A 16,522-nucleotide genomic window follows, 5' to 3' on the forward strand; every position below is an offset into this window, starting at 1 on the left:
ATTTGCCTTGTTATTGAACATCGAGCATAGCTCTGAGTTGGGAAGAAATTTAATCAAATTGGTATAACTTTAGATAAGGGAAAGCCACAAGAAGTCTTACTTTTTGTGGCTTTTGTTTTGGTTATTAACTAAAAATTAATTGATTAACTTTTTAAGTCATCAAAAAACTTTTTTACGCCATCAAAGAAACCGGTTTCTTTCGGGCTATGCTTTTTACTGCTTTTACCCATTTTTTCTTCTAATTGACGTAATAAATCAGCTTGATCGCCAGATAAATTAATTGGCGTTTCAAGTACCACTTTACACATTAAATCACCGGTAATAGAACTACGTACTGATTTAACGCCTTTACCACGTAAGCGGAACATTTTTCCCGTTTGCGTTTCTTTTGGTACTTTAAGTTTAACTTTACCGCCTAATGTCGGCACTTCTATTTCACCACCCAACGCTGCGGTAACAAAACTAATAGGCACTTCACAATATAAGTGGTTTTCGTCACGAACAAAAATTTCGTGATCACGTACATTGACTTGTACATATAGATCACCCGCTGGAGCACCATGTTCACCCGCTTCACCTTCACCAGATAAGCGAATTCTGTCACCAGTATCTACACCAGGTGGAATTTTAACTGACAAAGTCTTAGTTTTTTCAACACGACCTTGACCACGACATGAAGTACAAGGGCTAGAAATAACTTTGCCTTTACCACTACAAGTTGGACAGGTTTGCTGAACAGCAAATAGCCCTTGACGCATTTGCACTTGGCCGTGACCATGACAAGTGCTACACGCTTTAGCGCTAGTGCCTTTTTTAGCACCTGAGCCATCACACGGCTCACAGCTAACAAAAGTAGGCACTTTAATTTCTAAGCTTTTACCTTTAACGGCATCTTCTAGGTTTAATTCTACGTTATAGCGTAAATCTGAGCCACGTTGCGCACGTGATTGACGACCACCACGACCGCGACCGCCACCAAAAATATCACCAAAAATATCACCAAATGCATCACCAAAATCGCCATGACCATGACCACCACCGCCGCCATGACCACCTTGTTCAAAAGCAGCATGACCGTATTGATCATAAGCAGCGCGTTTTTGATCGTCTTTTAATATCTCATACGCTTCTTGGATTTCTTTAAAGGTTTCTTCTTTTTTCTTGTCACCTTGAGTACGATCAGGATGAAACTTCATCGCTAACTTTTTATAGGCTTTTTTAATTTCTTTATCTTCAGCACTTTTTGAAACACCAAGCGTTTCATAATAATCACGTTTTGACATAAATCTTCTTTACTTCAAGTTGATTGAGACTAATTTTCTTCATTTTTTAGAAGTAGTCCGAAAAAAATCAAGAAAATCAGCACCAATTTAAAAATTAATTACTGATTTCTTATACACAAAAAGCGCCGAGAAATATCGACGCTTTAAAAAGACGTTATAAAGCAAAGTTAAATAAGCTTTAAGCTAGTTAGTTTCAGTACAAGGCGGAAGCACGGAGCTTGGTTTACCAAGTGAGTACTGACAACGTCGTAATGGAGCTGACTAGCAACAAGCTTTTTAACTGACTTACTTGTCGTCCTTAACCTCTTCAAACTCTGCGTCTACAACGTCATCTGCTGGCGCTGCGCCACCATCTTCAGAAGCTGAACCTTCAGGCGCGCTTTGAGCTTCTTGTTTAGCTTGAGCAATTTCCATTAACTTAGCTGATGCTTCCATTAACGCTTGAGTTTTTGCATCAATCACTTCTTTATCATCACCTTTAACCGCTTCTTCAAGCTCAGTTAATGCGGTTTCAATTTTTTCTTTGTCTTCCGCTGGTAAATCATCGCCGGCTTCTTCAACTTGCTTGCGAGTAGCGTGAATCATGCCATCAGCTTGGTTACGCGCAGTAACTAACTCTTCAAATTTCGCATCTTCATCAGCATTTGCTTCAGCATCACGTACCATTTGTTCTACTTCTTCATCAGATAAACCTGAAGACGCTTTAATGGTGATTTTTTGTTCTTTACCCGTATTTTTATCTTTTGCTGTTACGTGCAATATACCATCCGCATCAATATCGAAAGTTACTTCAATTTGCGGTTGACCACGTGGTGCTGCAGGGATACCTTCAAGGTTGAATTGACCTAAAGATTTATTAGCAGAAGCTTGCTTACGCTCACCTTGACAAACATGAACCGTTACTGCCGCTTGGTTATCGTCAGCTGTTGAGAATGTTTGTGATTGCTTCGTTGGGATAGTGGTGTTTTTATCGATAACTTTCGTCATTACGCCACCCATCGTTTCAATACCTAATGATAATGGCGTAACGTCTAATAAAAGAACGTCAGTTACATCACCAGAAAGAACACCCGCTTGAATCGCCGCACCAGAAGCTACTGCTTCATCAGGGTTAACGTCTTTACGTGGCTCTTTACCGAAGAAATCAGTAACCGCTTTTTGTACCATTGGCATACGAGATTGACCACCAACCAAGATAACATCATCAATTTTACTTACGGATAAATCGGCATCTTTAAGCGCTTTTTTAAGCGGCTCTAATGTTGCTTTAACCATATCTTCAACTAACGACTCTAATTTAGCACGCGTCACTTTGATGTTCATGTGCTTAGGACCAGAACCATCAGCAGTGATGTAAGGTAAGTTAACATCGGTTTGCTGTGCTGAAGAAAGCTCACATTTAGCTTTTTCTGCTGCTTCTTTTAAACGCTGCATTGCTAAAGGATCAGACGTTAAGTCCATGCCTTGGTCTTTTTTGAATTCAGCGACAAGATAGTTAATTAAACGGTTATCGAAATCTTCACCACCTAAGTGAGTATCACCATTAGTCGCTAATACTTCAAATGTGTGTTCGCCATCCATTTCATCAATTTCAATGATTGAAATATCGAATGTACCGCCACCTAAATCGTAAACAGCAACAACTTTGTCACCTTCTTGCTTGTCCATGCCGTAAGCAAGAGCAGCAGCAGTTGGTTCGTTGATAATACGCTTAACATCTAAGCCAGCAATACGACCAGCATCTTTAGTTGCTTGACGTTGTGAATCATTGAAATATGCAGGAACCGTAATTACCGCTTCAGAAACTGTTTCACCTAAGTAATCTTCAGCAGTTTTTTTCATTTTTGCTAATACTTCAGCAGACACTTGCGGTGGAGCTACATTTTTATCGCGAGCAGTTACCCAAGCATCGCCATTGTCAGCTTTAACAATGCCAAATGGCATTATTTTTATGTCACGTTGAACTTCTTCATCTTCAAAACGACGACCAATTAAACGCTTGATAGCATATAAGGTATTTGTTGGGTTTGTTACTGATTGACGTTTAGCAGGTTGACCTACTAAAGTTTCGCCTTCTTCAGTATAGGCAATGATTGATGGCGTTGTTCTATCGCCTTCTGCATTTTCAATTACACGTACACTGTCGCCGTCTAAAACAGCTACACATGAGTTAGTTGTTCCTAGGTCAATACCGATTATTTTGCCCATGGTGGGAGCTCCTATTCATTGTTTGATTACTTCGCCGTTTATTCCGACAGAAGTAAAGAGTTAAATCTAATTTGTTGTTGAAATAGTAAGTGGGGTCAGCAAATTACTTTTCAATAGAAAAATGTAAATAAAAGTGTTTTTATTCTAAATTCAAAGTATTAAAAGCAAAAAAAATCCACTAATTTTCATTAACGGATTCTATGTTTAAGTTTTCGCTTTAGCTGACTTAGCTTAAACTGGGCTTAAACCGAGACAAAACCAAGTACTCAACTTTAAGCTGTATGGCTAAATTTAACGAAAAAATCACAGATTTTACGAAAATAAATCATTACTTTTGACATATAATTTATGCTGATGTATCTACGGAAGGTGCCGCTTTAGATACCATTACCATCGCTGGACGAACCAATCGGCCATTTAATTCATAACCTTTTTGCATCACTGCTATCACGGTATTTGGTGCTACATCAGGTACTTCTTGCATTGACATCGCTTGATGAAACTCAGGGTTAAATGGTTGATCTTGTGGATCGACTGCTTTAACTCCAAATTTTTCTAATGAAGCAATTAAACCTTGTAAGGTTAATTCAATCCCCTCGATAACACCTTTTTTGCTTTCATCTTCTTTATCGATACTTTGCAAAGCACGCTCTAAGTTATCAACCGTGGTTAACATTTCACCAGCAAATTTTTCTAGCGCAAATTTTCGCGCTTTTTCTACATCTTGTGCAGCACGGCGACGAATATTATCCACTTCAGCTTTAGCACGAATTACTGAGTCTTTTTGATCACTAACCGTAGATTGTGCAGTGGCAAGAGCTAACTCTAATTCATTAATGCGTTCTTGCTCTTCACTAATCACTTCTTGTGCATGATCGTGTTGCTCTTCTACTTGCTCTTCAGCTTGTTGTACTATCTCATCCGCTAATTGCTCTGCTGAGATCTCTTGGTTTGCGTTATTGGTCGTTGACTCTGTTGTCATGAAAAACTCCGATTAAATCTAGGTAAACTTTAACATTGTTGCTAATTATGGGGTCTAGCTTGTTTGATTCAAGCTGAATTTAAAACTAAATTAAAAATATTTTATCAAAAGTCAACTTTACAAGCCATCCAAATAGGGGGAAACTTGCTCTATAGAGATTAAAACTACGAAATATTTGTTATGACTCAACAATTTAAAACAATAGGTCTTATCGGTAAGCCCGAACACAAAGGCGCTAACGCTACAATTACCACCTTACACCAATACTTAATTGAGAATGAATATCAGGTGTTGGTCGAAAACTCAGTCGCCAGCTCAATGACAATTAAAAATATGACCACTTGTTCATTAACTGAAATTGGTGAACAGGCAGACCTAGCCATTGTAATCGGTGGCGATGGCTATATGTTAGGTGCAGCTAGAGTTCTAGCTTGGTATGACATAGGGGTTATTGGCGTAAACCGTGGTAACTTAGGGTTTTTAACCGATCTTTCACCTGACGATATTATTGAGCCGTTAACGCAAATTTTAGCGGGAAAATCAGGTTCAGAAAAACGCTTTATTATAGAGGCTGAAGTTTACCGACACGGTAAACTAAAAAGCTCAAATAGTGCTGTTAATGAAGCGGTACTACATGCCGGTAAAGTGGCTAGCATGATAGAGTTTGAAGTTTATATTGATAACTGCTTTATGTTTAGCCAGCGTTCAGATGGCTTAATTATTGCTACTCCTACGGGTTCAACCGCTTATTCAATGTCTGCTGGTGGTCCTATTTTAACACCCAATTTAAATGCGTTATCTTTGGTACCCATGTTTCCACATTCGTTAACCAGCCGCCCAATTGTTGTTGATGGTGATAGTGAAATTAAACTGATACTAGCCAATGAAAACCAGGAACGTTTACAAATAAGCTGTGATGGTCATGTAATATTAGCGGTTATGCCCGGAGATGAAGTCATCATCAGAAAAAGTGAATCCACAATTGGCTTGGTGCACCCCCTTGATCATAACTATTTTACCGTATTACGTAATAAACTTAGTTGGGGTAATAAGCTTTACTAGTCGCTACGAACGAGTTAATCGTTGAATGTGACGAATGAACAAATAAACAATCAATACTCTTTTTTGGCTATGTTCCATTACACTGTTGTTAGGCTACGAAAGTCAGATTATTAAAGGGCTAGAGAGACAATTAGTATTTGAGGATAAATTGCTCCTATAGCACTACACATAAAGGCTGAGGTTAATTTCAACCAAGGCGACAACAATAAACTACAACAGAGCCTCTTTTTTATACTATTTCTCATAAACATCTTGCAAAAACCTAATTTACTGTATAAATTAACAGGTAGTTATTTATACAGTTACTGGTGCCACGTTATGCTATTACAACTAAACATTCAAAACTTTGCCATTGTGCGATCACTTGATATTGATTGGCAATCGGGTATGACCACCATCACCGGCGAAACAGGTGCAGGTAAATCAATAGCAATTGATGCATTAGGGCTATGTTTAGGTGAACGCGCAACAACTAATGTAGTTCGGCCCAACAGTAAAAAAGCCGAGCTAGCCGCGACCTTTGAAACACAAAAAAACATTTGCGCGCAACAATGGTTAGCGCAACATGATTTATTACTAGAATCGAGTAGTGAATGTATATTACGACGGGTTATTTCCTCTGAGGGACGCTCTAAATCTTATATTAATGGTAGTCAGGTTCCTTTAGTACAACTTAAAGAAATTGGTCAATTACTCATCAATATTCATGGGCAGCATGATCATCAACTAATCGTTAAATCAAGTCAGCAGTGTAAACTTGTTGACGAATACGCCGATCACAAACCACTTATTGATGGCGTAAAACACTATTATCAACAATGGCATAAACTGAATAAAGAACTAACATTGTTACAACAAAATAAGCAGCAGCGTGAAGCACAACGACAACTCCTTCAATACCAAGTAAGTGAACTAGATGAATTTTCGTTACAAGAAAGTGAATTTCAACTACTTGAAAGTGATTATAAACGCCATGCTAATGCCCAAGATATACTTGATACAACACTGCAATCACTACAAATATTAGCTGAAAATGAGCAATTTAACGTACTCGATTCTCTCAGGCAATGTAGTGAAAATATCAACGCATTAGCTAAGCTTGATAATAGGCTTATAAACGTAGCAAATATTCTTAATGATTCTCATATTCAACTTGAAGAAGCCAGTACAGATCTTACACATTACTATCAAGAGCTTGAGCTAGATCCCCAAGCCTATACGCTAATTGAAGAGCGCTACTCTACTGCTTTGCAACTTGCCAAAAAACACAGTTTACCTCCTGAAAACCTAGTTTCTTTTCACCAAGAACTAAAACAAGAATTAACCGCTATTTCAAGTGATGATTCTAGAATAAACTCAATAATAGACGAGATTTCAAAAACTCAGCAATACTATCGCGATGCAGCACTCACTTTATCATCATCAAGGATTCAAGCAGCCAGTGCCTTAAGTGAATTAATTACGTTAAGTATGCAAGAGCTAAATATGCCTCATGGACAATTTAATATCGTTATAGAACAAAAAAATAATGACGTTGATAGCAATTCTGACAATGTATTAGTTAATATATCAGCAAATGGCTTTGACAGAATTGATTTTCAAGTAAGTTTAAATCCAGGACAGTCGTTAGAAGCAATGAATAAAGTTGCTTCTGGAGGCGAATTATCACGAATAAGCTTAGCAATGCAAGTTATTTTAGCTGACAAGGTTGTTACCCCTACCCTCATCTTTGATGAAGTTGATGTGGGTATAAGTGGCCCAACTGCTGCCATGGTAGGAAAAAAATTACAGCAATTAGCACAAAGTACTCAAGTAATTTGTGTTACCCATCTGCCGCAGGTTGCCTGCAAAGGACATCAACAGCTATTTGTGAGTAAATTAACCGATGGTGAGCACACTGAAACAAAAGTAACGGAACTAAGTGAACAAAATCGCATCCAAGAAATAGCACGCTTACTCGCAGGTGATAAAATATCAGAACATAGCTTAGCTAATGCCCAAGAATTATTGGCAAGTTAATAAGTAATACCAAAATTATGAAAAATAGTTTTGTATCTATAGCCATGCTTAGTTATTATCCCTGCCACACTTAAAGTACTATTATTTTTAAGTGTTAATTTTAAATTGTATTTATTTGTATTAAAGGAAAGTAAAATTTCATGTTGCTTCGTACCGTTATTATTTCCATCGCTTTATCGCTTTCTGCTTGTTCAAGCTGGGTTTACCGTATTGATATCCCACAAGGAAATTATCTTGAACAAAAAAGTATAGATAAAATACAAATAGGTATGACTAAAGAACAAGTTAAATTTATTCTCGGTAGCCCAGTTTTAATTGATACTTTTGATAATGACACTTGGAACTATATTTATCGTTTCAAATCAGGTAAGAGCGATAAATTAGATGTTCAAAAAAGTTTCACTATAAAATTTAAAGATGATGAGTTGATTTCGGCTGACGGTGATTTTGAACTATCAAAAAACTTTAACACGCCATTTAATGCTCCTGCTTCTACAGACGATGATAAAGCCAATCAATAGAAAGTAGAATCAATAAACAGCAACGTTAAAAATAGTTAGCCAATAAAAACGGCATCAATGCCGTTTTTTATTATAATTTTATCTGGTTGTGGGTATAAAATATTCTTTAGAAACAGTTAACCTTTTTTAGCTAAAGGATTAACTCGACCACCCGTTGTTTTATCAGCTCGGCCTTCAAGCTTTGCCTTTTCAGCCCTACGCTTTCTTACTTCTTTGGGATCAGCAATTAAGGGACGATAAATTTCAATTCTATCTAAATCTTCTACAACTTGTGATAGCTTTACCGCTTTATTCCAAATACCGACTTTATTTTCATTTAAATCTATTTCAGAAAAAAGCGTTAATATCCCTGACTCAATAATAACTTGTTCAACCGTTGCCCCTATACTAACTGGCATAGATAATAGCTTTTGTTTATGCGCTAAGCCATAAACAACTTCAACTTGAATGGTAGCCTTGTTTGTTATTGTGGTCTCCATTTTAGCAATTAACTCCATATACTTGCTTAGCGCGTTGAGTAAATGCCTGCACCATATTATTCGTCATATGATTAAAAACACGACCGAATGCAAGATCAAACATTCTATTAGAAAATTCATATTCAAGCTCTAAACTGACTTTACACGCATCTTCTGATAGTGGTGTTAGTAACCAATGCCCTTGTAATTTATTAAAGGGTCCATCAACTAGCTCTAAAGTTACTTGCTGATTAGAAACTAAGGTGTTCTTCGTTGTAAACCATTTTTTCAAGCCTGCTTTAGACACCAGTAATGCCGCTGTTACAGAGCTTTCGTCTTGAGCAATTATTTTACTATTACTGCAGTCAGGTAAAAATTGAGGATAAGCAGGAACATCATTAATTAATTGATACATTTGCTCAGCACTATACATAACCAGTGCACTACGACTTATGGATGGCATTCTGTTTTTACCTCAACAATAAATTGACAATATGATACCAAAACATGCCACCAAGCGCATTAATCTAGTAATTTATTTGCTAATAGTAAAATTCTCATATAAATGCGTAGCATTCTACGTATAATAACTGCCGTTTACTGAGTCATTTTTACAATAAAGAATGACAAAGAAAAAGCAAAACCTCTTATGTATAGAGACACGTGGAAAAAAAATGGCTAAGAAGAAATCAAAAAGCTCCAACAGTAATACTATCGCTTTAAATAAGAAAGCGAGGCACAATTATAGCTTAACCGATAAGTTTGAAGGTGGAATGAGCTTACAAGGTTGGGAAATAAAGAGCATTAGAAGTGGTAAAGTAAACATTTCTGACTGTTACGTACATATTAAAGACCGAGAAGCCTATTTATTAGGTTCTGAAATAATGCCGCTTAATGCAGCCTCTAGTCATGTTGTATGTGACCCAAATCGTGATAGAAAATTATTACTGAACCGTAGAGAACTAGAAAAAATAATTGCCGCCGTAGAACGTGACGGTTACTCTTTGATTGCAACCGCCATGTACTGGAAGCAATGTTGGGTGAAACTAGAATTTTATCTGGGTAAAGGTAAGAAAGATCACGATAAACGTTCCGACATAAAAGACAGAGAGTGGGCTGTTGATAAAGGACGTTTAATGAAGAATAAAAACTTGGATCGTTAATTTGTTCGATATGTGGTTAAAAATTACCACGTTGTCTATTCAACTTCATCGTTGTATAATGAGGGCATAGGCGTATCGAGCCTATTGAAAAAGAAAAGAAAAACTTTGGGGCGGATCTAGGATTCGACAAGATTCACGAAACCCAAGGTGCATGCCCAGGGGCGGTTTGCCTGGTAAAAAGCCGCAAAACTATAATTGCTAACGACGATACGTTCGCACTAGCCGCTTAGGCTAGCCATCACCTTGAAATCTCACCTATTGGTTAGAGGATTGATGGTCACCCCAAATAGGTTAGCGAGGGAAGCACGCTTGAGGCTGAACCGCGAAATAGTATCAAGCTCACCATGACGAAGCCTGTCGCTTGGCGTCTAATTGGTTAAATAAATGAGCGACTAAGCATGTAGTACCGAGGATGTAGGCTTTTTGGACGGGGGTTCGATTCCCCCCCGCTCCACCACATAACTAAAAAAGACGTCACAATGGCGTCTTTTTTTATACCTAAAATTTAGCGTAACCACCTGTACACAGTAACTTTTCAGCAAACACCCTATACAAACCTAAACAACTCTGTACAATAATAGACCAACTCAACTGCGGGTAAACGCGTGGGTAAAACCACAAATTACGTTTTTCTTGTGTGGGTAAAAATATTTAAGGACTTAATATGGCTATTACTATCGAAGCAATAAGGGAAGCAAAGCAGCAAGCTAAAAAGCTTGGTAAGCCCGTTAAACTGAGCGTTGGTGATGGTATAAGGCTTAACATTAGTAAATCTAGTGCAGTATTTCAGTTACGGTACAGAATTAAAGAAGCGGGTAAAATAAAAGAACGCACCCTAACCCTAGATAAACTAACAGCAAGAACAGATATAACACTAAATAAAGCAATAACTCAGGTTCTAGATAATGCAGAAAAGGCTAAAGCTCAAGTAAAGCAAGGTATCGACCCCACTAAAGAAAAACAAATTGCTAAAGCTCAAAACACAGAAAGCCAATATTTAACCTTGAATAACTATTTTGTTATGTGGGTAAAAAGAATATCTATTGCTACCCAATGGAGTGAAAAGCACTACACAGACATGTCAGCTAAGTTCAAACTGCACATTGCCCCTACTATTGGTGAATTACCACTCAATAGAATTTCACGCCAGCATATAGGTAATGTTTTAGAAAACTTATCAGATAAACCCGCGACATATAAGAAAGTACGCTCGTTACTCAATATGATCCTTGAAGATGCTGTAACCTCGAATAAGATTGAAGTTAACCCAACACCTAGAAAATCTGTTGGTGCAGTAACTAAATACGTTGCAAAAAAATTACCCGCTGTAACCTCTTTACCCATACTGCAAAATATTATTGCTGGAATAAATACAATAAACATAACACCAACTATTCGTGTTGCTTCATTACTTCAAGCCCAAACGGTTTTACGCTCACAAACAGTCATTAAAGCAAAATGGGATGAATTCGACCTTACTAATCAAGTATGGCGTATACCTCGCATTAAAGGACGTATAAAGCTTTCTGATGCGGCTAAATATGGTGATTACTTCAATGTTCCTCTATCAAGCGAAAGCACAGAATTAATAGCTCAATGGCGTGATTCATTACGCTGGCAACAAAGTGATTACTTATTCCCAAGTACTTCTAAGAGCGGCCACATAACCGTAGAGGCATTGACTAAGGTTTATAAAGTTAGACTCAAGTTAGATAGCCATTGTGCACATGGCTGGCGTTCGAGCTTTTCAACACTGGCACATGAAGCTATAGACGACACTGGCAAGGCTTTATTCAGAGATGATGTAATTGAACGCTGTCTTGATCATGTAGTCGGCAATGCAGTTACACAGGCTTACAACCGAGGTGAGCTATTAGAACTTAGAAAGACTCTAATGCAATGGTGGGGTAAACAACTAAGCAATACTAATGTTTTAGAGTTGCAGTTAAGTAAAACAATTTAACGGTTTAATTGAGTCTAGGTTCGCTACCGAAAAGCGGTTAACCAAGCCGCCTGACTCAGTTATTTATTATTTGGTAAGTTTATTGGTAACTTGAGAAATGAAAACAAATAGAAACGAGTATCTAAGCCAGCGAGTATCCACATTAGAGTTTGTATTGGTTATATCTGGTAATTTTGAATTTGATGAAGTTATAGAGGCTTGTTCTAATAAGCAAAAATATTTATACAGTAATATATTTATAAATGGCACTGAGGAGAACAAGCCTTGCTTTGGTCGAGTACTTGATAGGTTAAATCAGGATATAAAGGACGACCCTGATGAAATACGGTTTCCTGTATCTCAGTGTATATGCCCAAAAACTAGTAAAAGGGATGATGAGCATTGGAAATACACAATAGGTGATTTAATTGGCTGGGTATCTACTAAATACGATTTATCAGGGTACCCTTTAGCCGATTGGTTTAAAGAAGAATTAAAGAAAAGAGCCGTCGATAGCAAATCCACTGATAATGATAAAGGCAAAGATTATATAAAAATTGAAACTCTACCTAAAATACTTCAATTAATGATAGAAGTTAGTAACAAGCCAGAATACGACAGAGAGAATTCCAGTTACGATGAAAAATCAGCAATTAGTAAATTAGAGAATCTAGCGAAAAATAAGGGAGTTTACTTTGGGAACAATCAAAGAACCGCTAAAGGTTTAGGTAATATTAATGCTAAAAAAATTATTGAGTATATTCAAAAGGATAAAAATTAAAATCATTCATCTTATTTTGCTTCGCTACAGCCCCTATGAAACCCATCTTAGATGCAAAAGTCAAAATTAGATTGTATCTAAGATGCTGAACTACCTGTTTAATTTGAAAATCAACAAATCAAACGATACAGGTAATAACCATGAAAACTCGTAACTTAGAAAACCTAGCAGACTATTTAATCCAAGCACAAGAAGCCGAACAAGCAACAAATGTTCATCGCATTACACTGCTTAGATGGGCAGCAAAAAATATTGCACCAAAACCACAAAAAATTGGAGGGCGTTGGTTCTGGCGTAACTCTGAAATTCAACAGCTAGTTGCTGGTGAATGGAAAGCTAAATAATGGATAAGCATTTAAAACTACTTACAAACGTAACACATATGAAAAACCCGTTAAGCCAGCTACCAACTTTCAAAACGGGTTAGGAGTCAAAAATATGAATACTCAAGACATAACCATTATAGCGAATGGGCGGTGGGAATCTACCTTAAATTTACATAGCCATATGAACTCGATATTTTTGGGGGTTCAAGATGAACAGCACTAATACAGCGCCCCTAAAAAGTAGCACTACATATACGCCTTTCGTAATCACTAGCTTTACATCTACTAAGGATTTAAACAAACAGTTTAATCTGGTTAATGGTTCTATTGTTAAAACATCAAATGCGGTAATGACAACGGGTAAGGGGCAAGCTCTTACAGTAAACGACGGTTTTCCTGGCCTAAATACTTTAATCAACGATCTAAACCCCAACCAAGCTATTGCAACGGGTGTGTTTGATGTTGCGAATGCAAAGATTGTTACTAATACAAAGTACTTAACCCTTGCAGAAGAAAATCGAGACGATTACCGTTCGCGAACTAAAGAACACATGACACAGCCCTCCACTGGCTTAGTGTTTTTTGATTATGATCATAGTCTTAATTGTACTTTCCCAGCGATTAAAGATGCAAATGAGCTGATCTGTAATTTAGCGAAACTAGACCCTAGTTTTAATGAGGCTGGTTGTCTTATCCGGTCAAGCTCAAGCAACGGCATTAAAATAGCTGGCACTGACATAGCTCAGAAGTCTACAAGCCAACACGCTTTCTTTTTATATGATGGTGGTTTAGAACAGCTCAAAGAGAAGATTGAATTGTTAAGTTGGCTTAATGGGTTTGGTTGGTGGGATATTAGCAAAGCCGGAAGTTTATTACCTCGTGCTATTATTGATCTTGCTGTTTTTAGTCCTGAACGCTTGATCTTTGAGGCTCCACCGACTCTAGGAGAAGGTATTGAACGCGAATTGTCAGAACCCTTTATTCGTGATAATAGCGAATTATTAACCTTACCTGACATTACACCAGAGCAACGTTCAAAGGCTTTAAAGCTTAAAAGCAAAGGAAAAACGGCAATACAAGCCGAGGCTGATATTGTGAGAGATGAGTACATTGAAAATAAAGCAAATGTTCTCTCTAATAAGCAAGAAATTACATACGAGAAAGCTGTTAGGGTAATCAAAAAAAGTGTAAATGGAAACTTAGAGTTAGATTTTCCTTTGACCTTACCAAGTGGCAATGAAGGCTTTGTTGCTGATCTGATTGAAGATTGGGAATTCTATGATAATAAATCAATGCCTGACCCATATGAGGGTGTCGAATATGGGCGAACTACCGCAAAGTATTACTATAACGATGGAAAGCCTGTTATCCACTCTCAGGCTCATGGGGGTTGTACTTATCGTTTAAGTGTAAGTGATAAAGGTGAAGAGTTTAAAACCAACGAACGGCTAGATGGATTACTTAAGGATATAAAGGGCTTGATGTGTCGTTCGTTGGGTATTTCATTTAAAGAGCTACCTGCTATTTTAGAAGATATTGATTACAAGCCTTATGCTATCGCTAGAACCATTGAGGTGTCTTTCTGGCATTCAGGTAGCAGTAAAATGTATACGCTTAATAAGTGGGGCGAACTAATTAGTTTTAGTAAAATAGATTGTAAATACTATTTATTTAAAGCAGTTCCGCCCATTTTTTCGTACGAAGAAGTTTATGAAATATTTGAGGCACATTTAACAAATACCACAAAGAAAAAAGAGGCTGGTATTGCTGAAGAGGCTGCTAAGTTAACTAATTCTTTATTGAGTGGGATAAAAAGCTTAATAGAAAGGCATATCATTTATAACAGCCAACGCAACAACATAGGCATGAAAGTAGATATGTTTGCTGATAAAAACTCTTTGGTGTTAAAAGAAGATATTGCTGAAATAACTTACACGCACACTCCTTTTATAACAGGTACTTTTAACACTAAAATAGTAGAGGATTATAAAGAGCAGTTCCCTGAGTTGGACGATGTTTTAAATATGTTGGTTGCTGCGCGTTTTGCTCAAGATAGAAAGCTAGCTTATCTTTGGCTAAATGCTGTATCAGATTGGGGTAAGGGTTTCTTCTTTGGTGGCGTTCTTAAAGACTTAGGTTTAATTGTTGAAATGAGTACAAAAGAAGTCGAAGCAATCTTTGAAGCTAAACCTGTTGGAAAATCAATGAAAGAGTTTAAACGGTGTTTTGCTATATTCTTTGATGAATTTAAGACAGTGAAAGGAGAGATTAAGCAACTCCAGAACTCAATAACATTAAATGTTAAGTACGAACCATCTATAACCGTTGATATTTTTGCTAAGCTATTTGCGAGTGCTGAATCAGTTGATAGCTTAATGACTGAGTATGGCATTGAAGATCAATTCGCCAATAGATTTAGTCTAATACTTGGTAAGAACAAACTATCTGAACGCCTACTCTATCGATCAAACAGTGTTGAATATTATAATAGTATTAAAAACTATGCTGCTAACTTCCTAAATAATGAAGTGTTAAAAATGGTTGAACTCGGTTTAGATGAGGCAAGTATACAGGCCGGAAGTAATCTAAAAGCATTCCATACTAAGTATGCTATTGATAAGCACAGTGAAAGATTTAGCAATTCTTTACCTGATCTTGCTGATGAAATAAGAGCTTGGATAAATGACTGTAAAAACAATGTTTTTGAACAGCCTAAAGGGTCTAATGATATTCAAATCATCAATGAATGCTTATTGCATAGTAATGAAAATTATTATCTTAAAACACCTAATCGGGTTGTTGGTCATTATATGAACAACAAGATGGATGACTCATCTAAAGAAGCAATTTCTCGTAAAAAGAAAGAAGTTGTTAGGTTGCTCAGTGCTGATGGTCTTGATACAAAGGGTCGCTTCATTAATAATGTTAACGTTAAATGTATCACTATTAATTTAAACACCACGCCTGATTAATTGATCACAGTGATGTCGCTGATTTTTTAAAATATATCGTAATACCAAAACCGCTTAGTTGCGGTTTTTTATGTTTTTGATGGTGAGTTATGGTTATTACCTTTAAAAGGTAATATTACCTTTTTTATTTTAGAAAAAGTTATGCTCAATCGCTTTGTATATGCGGCGTACAGGGTTTATTACTTTTATAACCTCATATTTTCTATTAAATGAATTATTAAATAAACAGTATATATAGAAGAAAGAGACATGATGTACATGCACACACTCAAAAACACCAAAATTAGAGGTAATAAAGTAATAATTTGATATCTTCAAGTGATAACCTTTAAAATACAGCCACTTAGACATTACCTTTTTACGTTTACAAAAAGTAATAAACAATTAGCTTAAGGTAATAAAAGTTATGCATCACTTATTTTACTTTACATAGATTATCTATAATACAAACCACACATCACTAATGGCAGCAAAGATACGAAAACGGACCTTAGCCTTGGCTTATCTAGCGACATTTGAACCGATACAAATCATCCTTGCATTAGATAAGAGAATTGTTCTAAGTTTCATCAGAAATCTATAAAGTCAAAAATTCTAATTTTATTAAAAACACCAAAAGCGGACGTTCGATTAATATGATTTTAGCGAATAAAAATTTATGACTCTATGGCGCTACGGGTCGGATAGACGACACCTGTTACCAGGTGTCGTCCTCCTGAGAACCGTACGTGCAACTTTCACTGCATACGGCTCAAGCCTCCACAAAGGCATATAACGTTACCCACCAACCTTTTTCTGGTTGATT

13 protein-coding genes and 1 other RNA gene are annotated in these 16,522 nt (G+C 36.9%); 9 read left to right on the forward strand and 5 right to left on the reverse strand.

Annotation, left to right across the window (positions count from 1 at the left end; all coding sequences use genetic code 11):
* Window positions 1–143: 143 nt before the first annotated feature.
* The 3 genes from dnaJ to grpE form a co-directional block, all read right to left on the reverse strand.
* Window positions 144–1,283, reverse strand: coding sequence for a molecular chaperone DnaJ (dnaJ, locus tag DWA31_RS03750; RefSeq protein ID WP_114325330.1), 1,140 nt, complete (start codon window positions 1,281–1,283; stop codon window positions 144–146).
* A gap of 285 nt (window positions 1,284–1,568) precedes the next feature.
* A complete protein-coding gene (dnaK, locus tag DWA31_RS03755; protein ID WP_114325331.1) occupies window positions 1,569–3,491 on the reverse strand; it encodes a molecular chaperone DnaK in 1,923 nt (640 codons plus the stop codon).
* A gap of 346 nt (window positions 3,492–3,837) precedes the next feature.
* On the reverse strand, window positions 3,838–4,473 hold the full coding sequence (gene grpE / locus DWA31_RS03760; protein ID WP_114325332.1) for a nucleotide exchange factor GrpE: 636 nt from the start codon (window positions 4,471–4,473) through the stop codon (window positions 3,838–3,840).
* Window positions 4,474–4,653: 180 nt separating this feature from the next.
* On the opposite strand from grpE, the gene nadK reads away from it, so the two are divergent.
* The 3 genes from nadK to DWA31_RS03775 all read left to right on the forward strand — a co-directional run bounded on the left by nadK (window position 4,654) and on the right by DWA31_RS03775 (window position 8,075).
* A complete protein-coding gene (nadK, locus tag DWA31_RS03765; protein ID WP_114325333.1) occupies window positions 4,654–5,535 on the forward strand; it encodes an NAD(+) kinase in 882 nt (293 codons plus the stop codon).
* 318 nt (window positions 5,536–5,853) lie between these two features.
* Window positions 5,854–7,554 carry a DNA repair protein RecN gene (recN, locus tag DWA31_RS03770; RefSeq protein ID WP_114325334.1) on the forward strand — a complete coding sequence of 567 codons (1,701 nt, stop codon included), beginning with the start codon at window positions 5,854–5,856 and terminating at the stop codon, window positions 7,552–7,554.
* A gap of 140 nt (window positions 7,555–7,694) precedes the next feature.
* Window positions 7,695–8,075, forward strand: a complete 381-nt coding sequence (locus DWA31_RS03775; RefSeq protein ID WP_114325335.1) for an outer membrane protein assembly factor BamE — start codon at window positions 7,695–7,697, stop codon at window positions 8,073–8,075.
* 116 nt (window positions 8,076–8,191) lie between these two features.
* Here DWA31_RS03775 and DWA31_RS03780 read toward each other — a convergent pair whose 3' ends face one another.
* Window positions 8,192–8,572, reverse strand: coding sequence for an RnfH family protein (locus DWA31_RS03780; RefSeq protein ID WP_114325336.1), 381 nt, complete (start codon window positions 8,570–8,572; stop codon window positions 8,192–8,194).
* Window positions 8,556–8,996, reverse strand: a complete 441-nt coding sequence (locus DWA31_RS03785; RefSeq protein ID WP_114325337.1) for a type II toxin-antitoxin system RatA family toxin — start codon at window positions 8,994–8,996, stop codon at window positions 8,556–8,558. The genes DWA31_RS03780 and DWA31_RS03785 overlap by 17 nt, the downstream gene beginning before the upstream one ends.
* Window positions 8,997–9,207: 211 nt before the next feature.
* Between DWA31_RS03785 and smpB the strand changes: the two genes are divergently transcribed.
* From smpB to DWA31_RS03815, 6 genes are all read left to right on the forward strand, one after another.
* A complete protein-coding gene (gene smpB, locus DWA31_RS03790; protein WP_114325338.1) occupies window positions 9,208–9,696 on the forward strand; it encodes an SsrA-binding protein SmpB in 489 nt (162 codons plus the stop codon).
* Between the two features lie 107 nt (window positions 9,697–9,803).
* Window positions 9,804–10,153: a transfer-messenger RNA gene (gene ssrA, locus DWA31_RS03795) on the forward strand.
* Between the two features lie 207 nt (window positions 10,154–10,360).
* Window positions 10,361–11,659, forward strand: a complete 1,299-nt coding sequence (locus tag DWA31_RS03800) for a tyrosine-type recombinase/integrase (RefSeq protein WP_114325339.1) — start codon at window positions 10,361–10,363, stop codon at window positions 11,657–11,659.
* A 97-nt stretch (window positions 11,660–11,756) separates the two neighbouring features.
* Complete coding sequence (locus tag DWA31_RS03805) at window positions 11,757–12,419, forward strand: hypothetical protein (protein ID WP_114325340.1); 663 nt, start codon at window positions 11,757–11,759, stop codon at window positions 12,417–12,419.
* A 140-nt stretch (window positions 12,420–12,559) separates the two neighbouring features.
* Entirely contained in the window at window positions 12,560–12,763 is a 204-nt protein-coding gene (locus tag DWA31_RS03810; RefSeq protein ID WP_114325341.1) for a helix-turn-helix transcriptional regulator, read from the forward strand.
* A gap of 191 nt (window positions 12,764–12,954) precedes the next feature.
* Window positions 12,955–15,717, forward strand: coding sequence for a hypothetical protein (locus DWA31_RS03815; RefSeq protein ID WP_114325342.1), 2,763 nt, complete (start codon window positions 12,955–12,957; stop codon window positions 15,715–15,717).
* Window positions 15,718–16,522: the final 805 nt, after the last annotated feature.

Source organism: Candidatus Colwellia aromaticivorans, assembly GCF_003333305.1.
Lineage (GTDB): Bacteria > Pseudomonadota > Gammaproteobacteria > Enterobacterales > Alteromonadaceae > Colwellia > Colwellia aromaticivorans.

What these genes read in the sequence shown, in the direction of transcription:
- nadK (WP_114325333.1), top strand. Translation starts at nt 4,654, where the DNA reads ATGACTCAACAATTTAAAACAATAGGTCTTATCGGTAAGCCCGAACAC.
- recN (WP_114325334.1), top strand. Translation starts at nt 5,854, where the DNA reads ATGCTATTACAACTAAACATTCAAAACTTTGCCATTGTGCGATCACTT.
- DWA31_RS03800 (WP_114325339.1), top strand. Translation starts at nt 10,361, where the DNA reads ATGGCTATTACTATCGAAGCAATAAGGGAAGCAAAGCAGCAAGCTAAA.
- dnaK (WP_114325331.1), bottom strand. Translation starts at nt 3,491, where the DNA reads ATGGGCAAAATAATCGGTATTGACCTAGGAACAACTAACTCATGTGTA.
- grpE (WP_114325332.1), bottom strand. Translation starts at nt 4,473, where the DNA reads ATGACAACAGAGTCAACGACCAATAACGCAAACCAAGAGATCTCAGCA.
- dnaJ (WP_114325330.1), bottom strand. Translation starts at nt 1,283, where the DNA reads ATGTCAAAACGTGATTATTATGAAACGCTTGGTGTTTCAAAAAGTGCT.
- DWA31_RS03815 (WP_114325342.1), top strand. Translation starts at nt 12,955, where the DNA reads ATGAACAGCACTAATACAGCGCCCCTAAAAAGTAGCACTACATATACG.
- DWA31_RS03810 (WP_114325341.1), top strand. Translation starts at nt 12,560, where the DNA reads ATGAAAACTCGTAACTTAGAAAACCTAGCAGACTATTTAATCCAAGCA.
- DWA31_RS03780 (WP_114325336.1), bottom strand. Translation starts at nt 8,572, where the DNA reads ATGGAGTTAATTGCTAAAATGGAGACCACAATAACAAACAAGGCTACC.
- smpB (WP_114325338.1), top strand. Translation starts at nt 9,208, where the DNA reads ATGGCTAAGAAGAAATCAAAAAGCTCCAACAGTAATACTATCGCTTTA.
- DWA31_RS03805 (WP_114325340.1), top strand. Translation starts at nt 11,757, where the DNA reads ATGAAAACAAATAGAAACGAGTATCTAAGCCAGCGAGTATCCACATTA.
- DWA31_RS03775 (WP_114325335.1), top strand. Translation starts at nt 7,695, where the DNA reads ATGTTGCTTCGTACCGTTATTATTTCCATCGCTTTATCGCTTTCTGCT.
- DWA31_RS03785 (WP_114325337.1), bottom strand. Translation starts at nt 8,996, where the DNA reads ATGCCATCCATAAGTCGTAGTGCACTGGTTATGTATAGTGCTGAGCAA.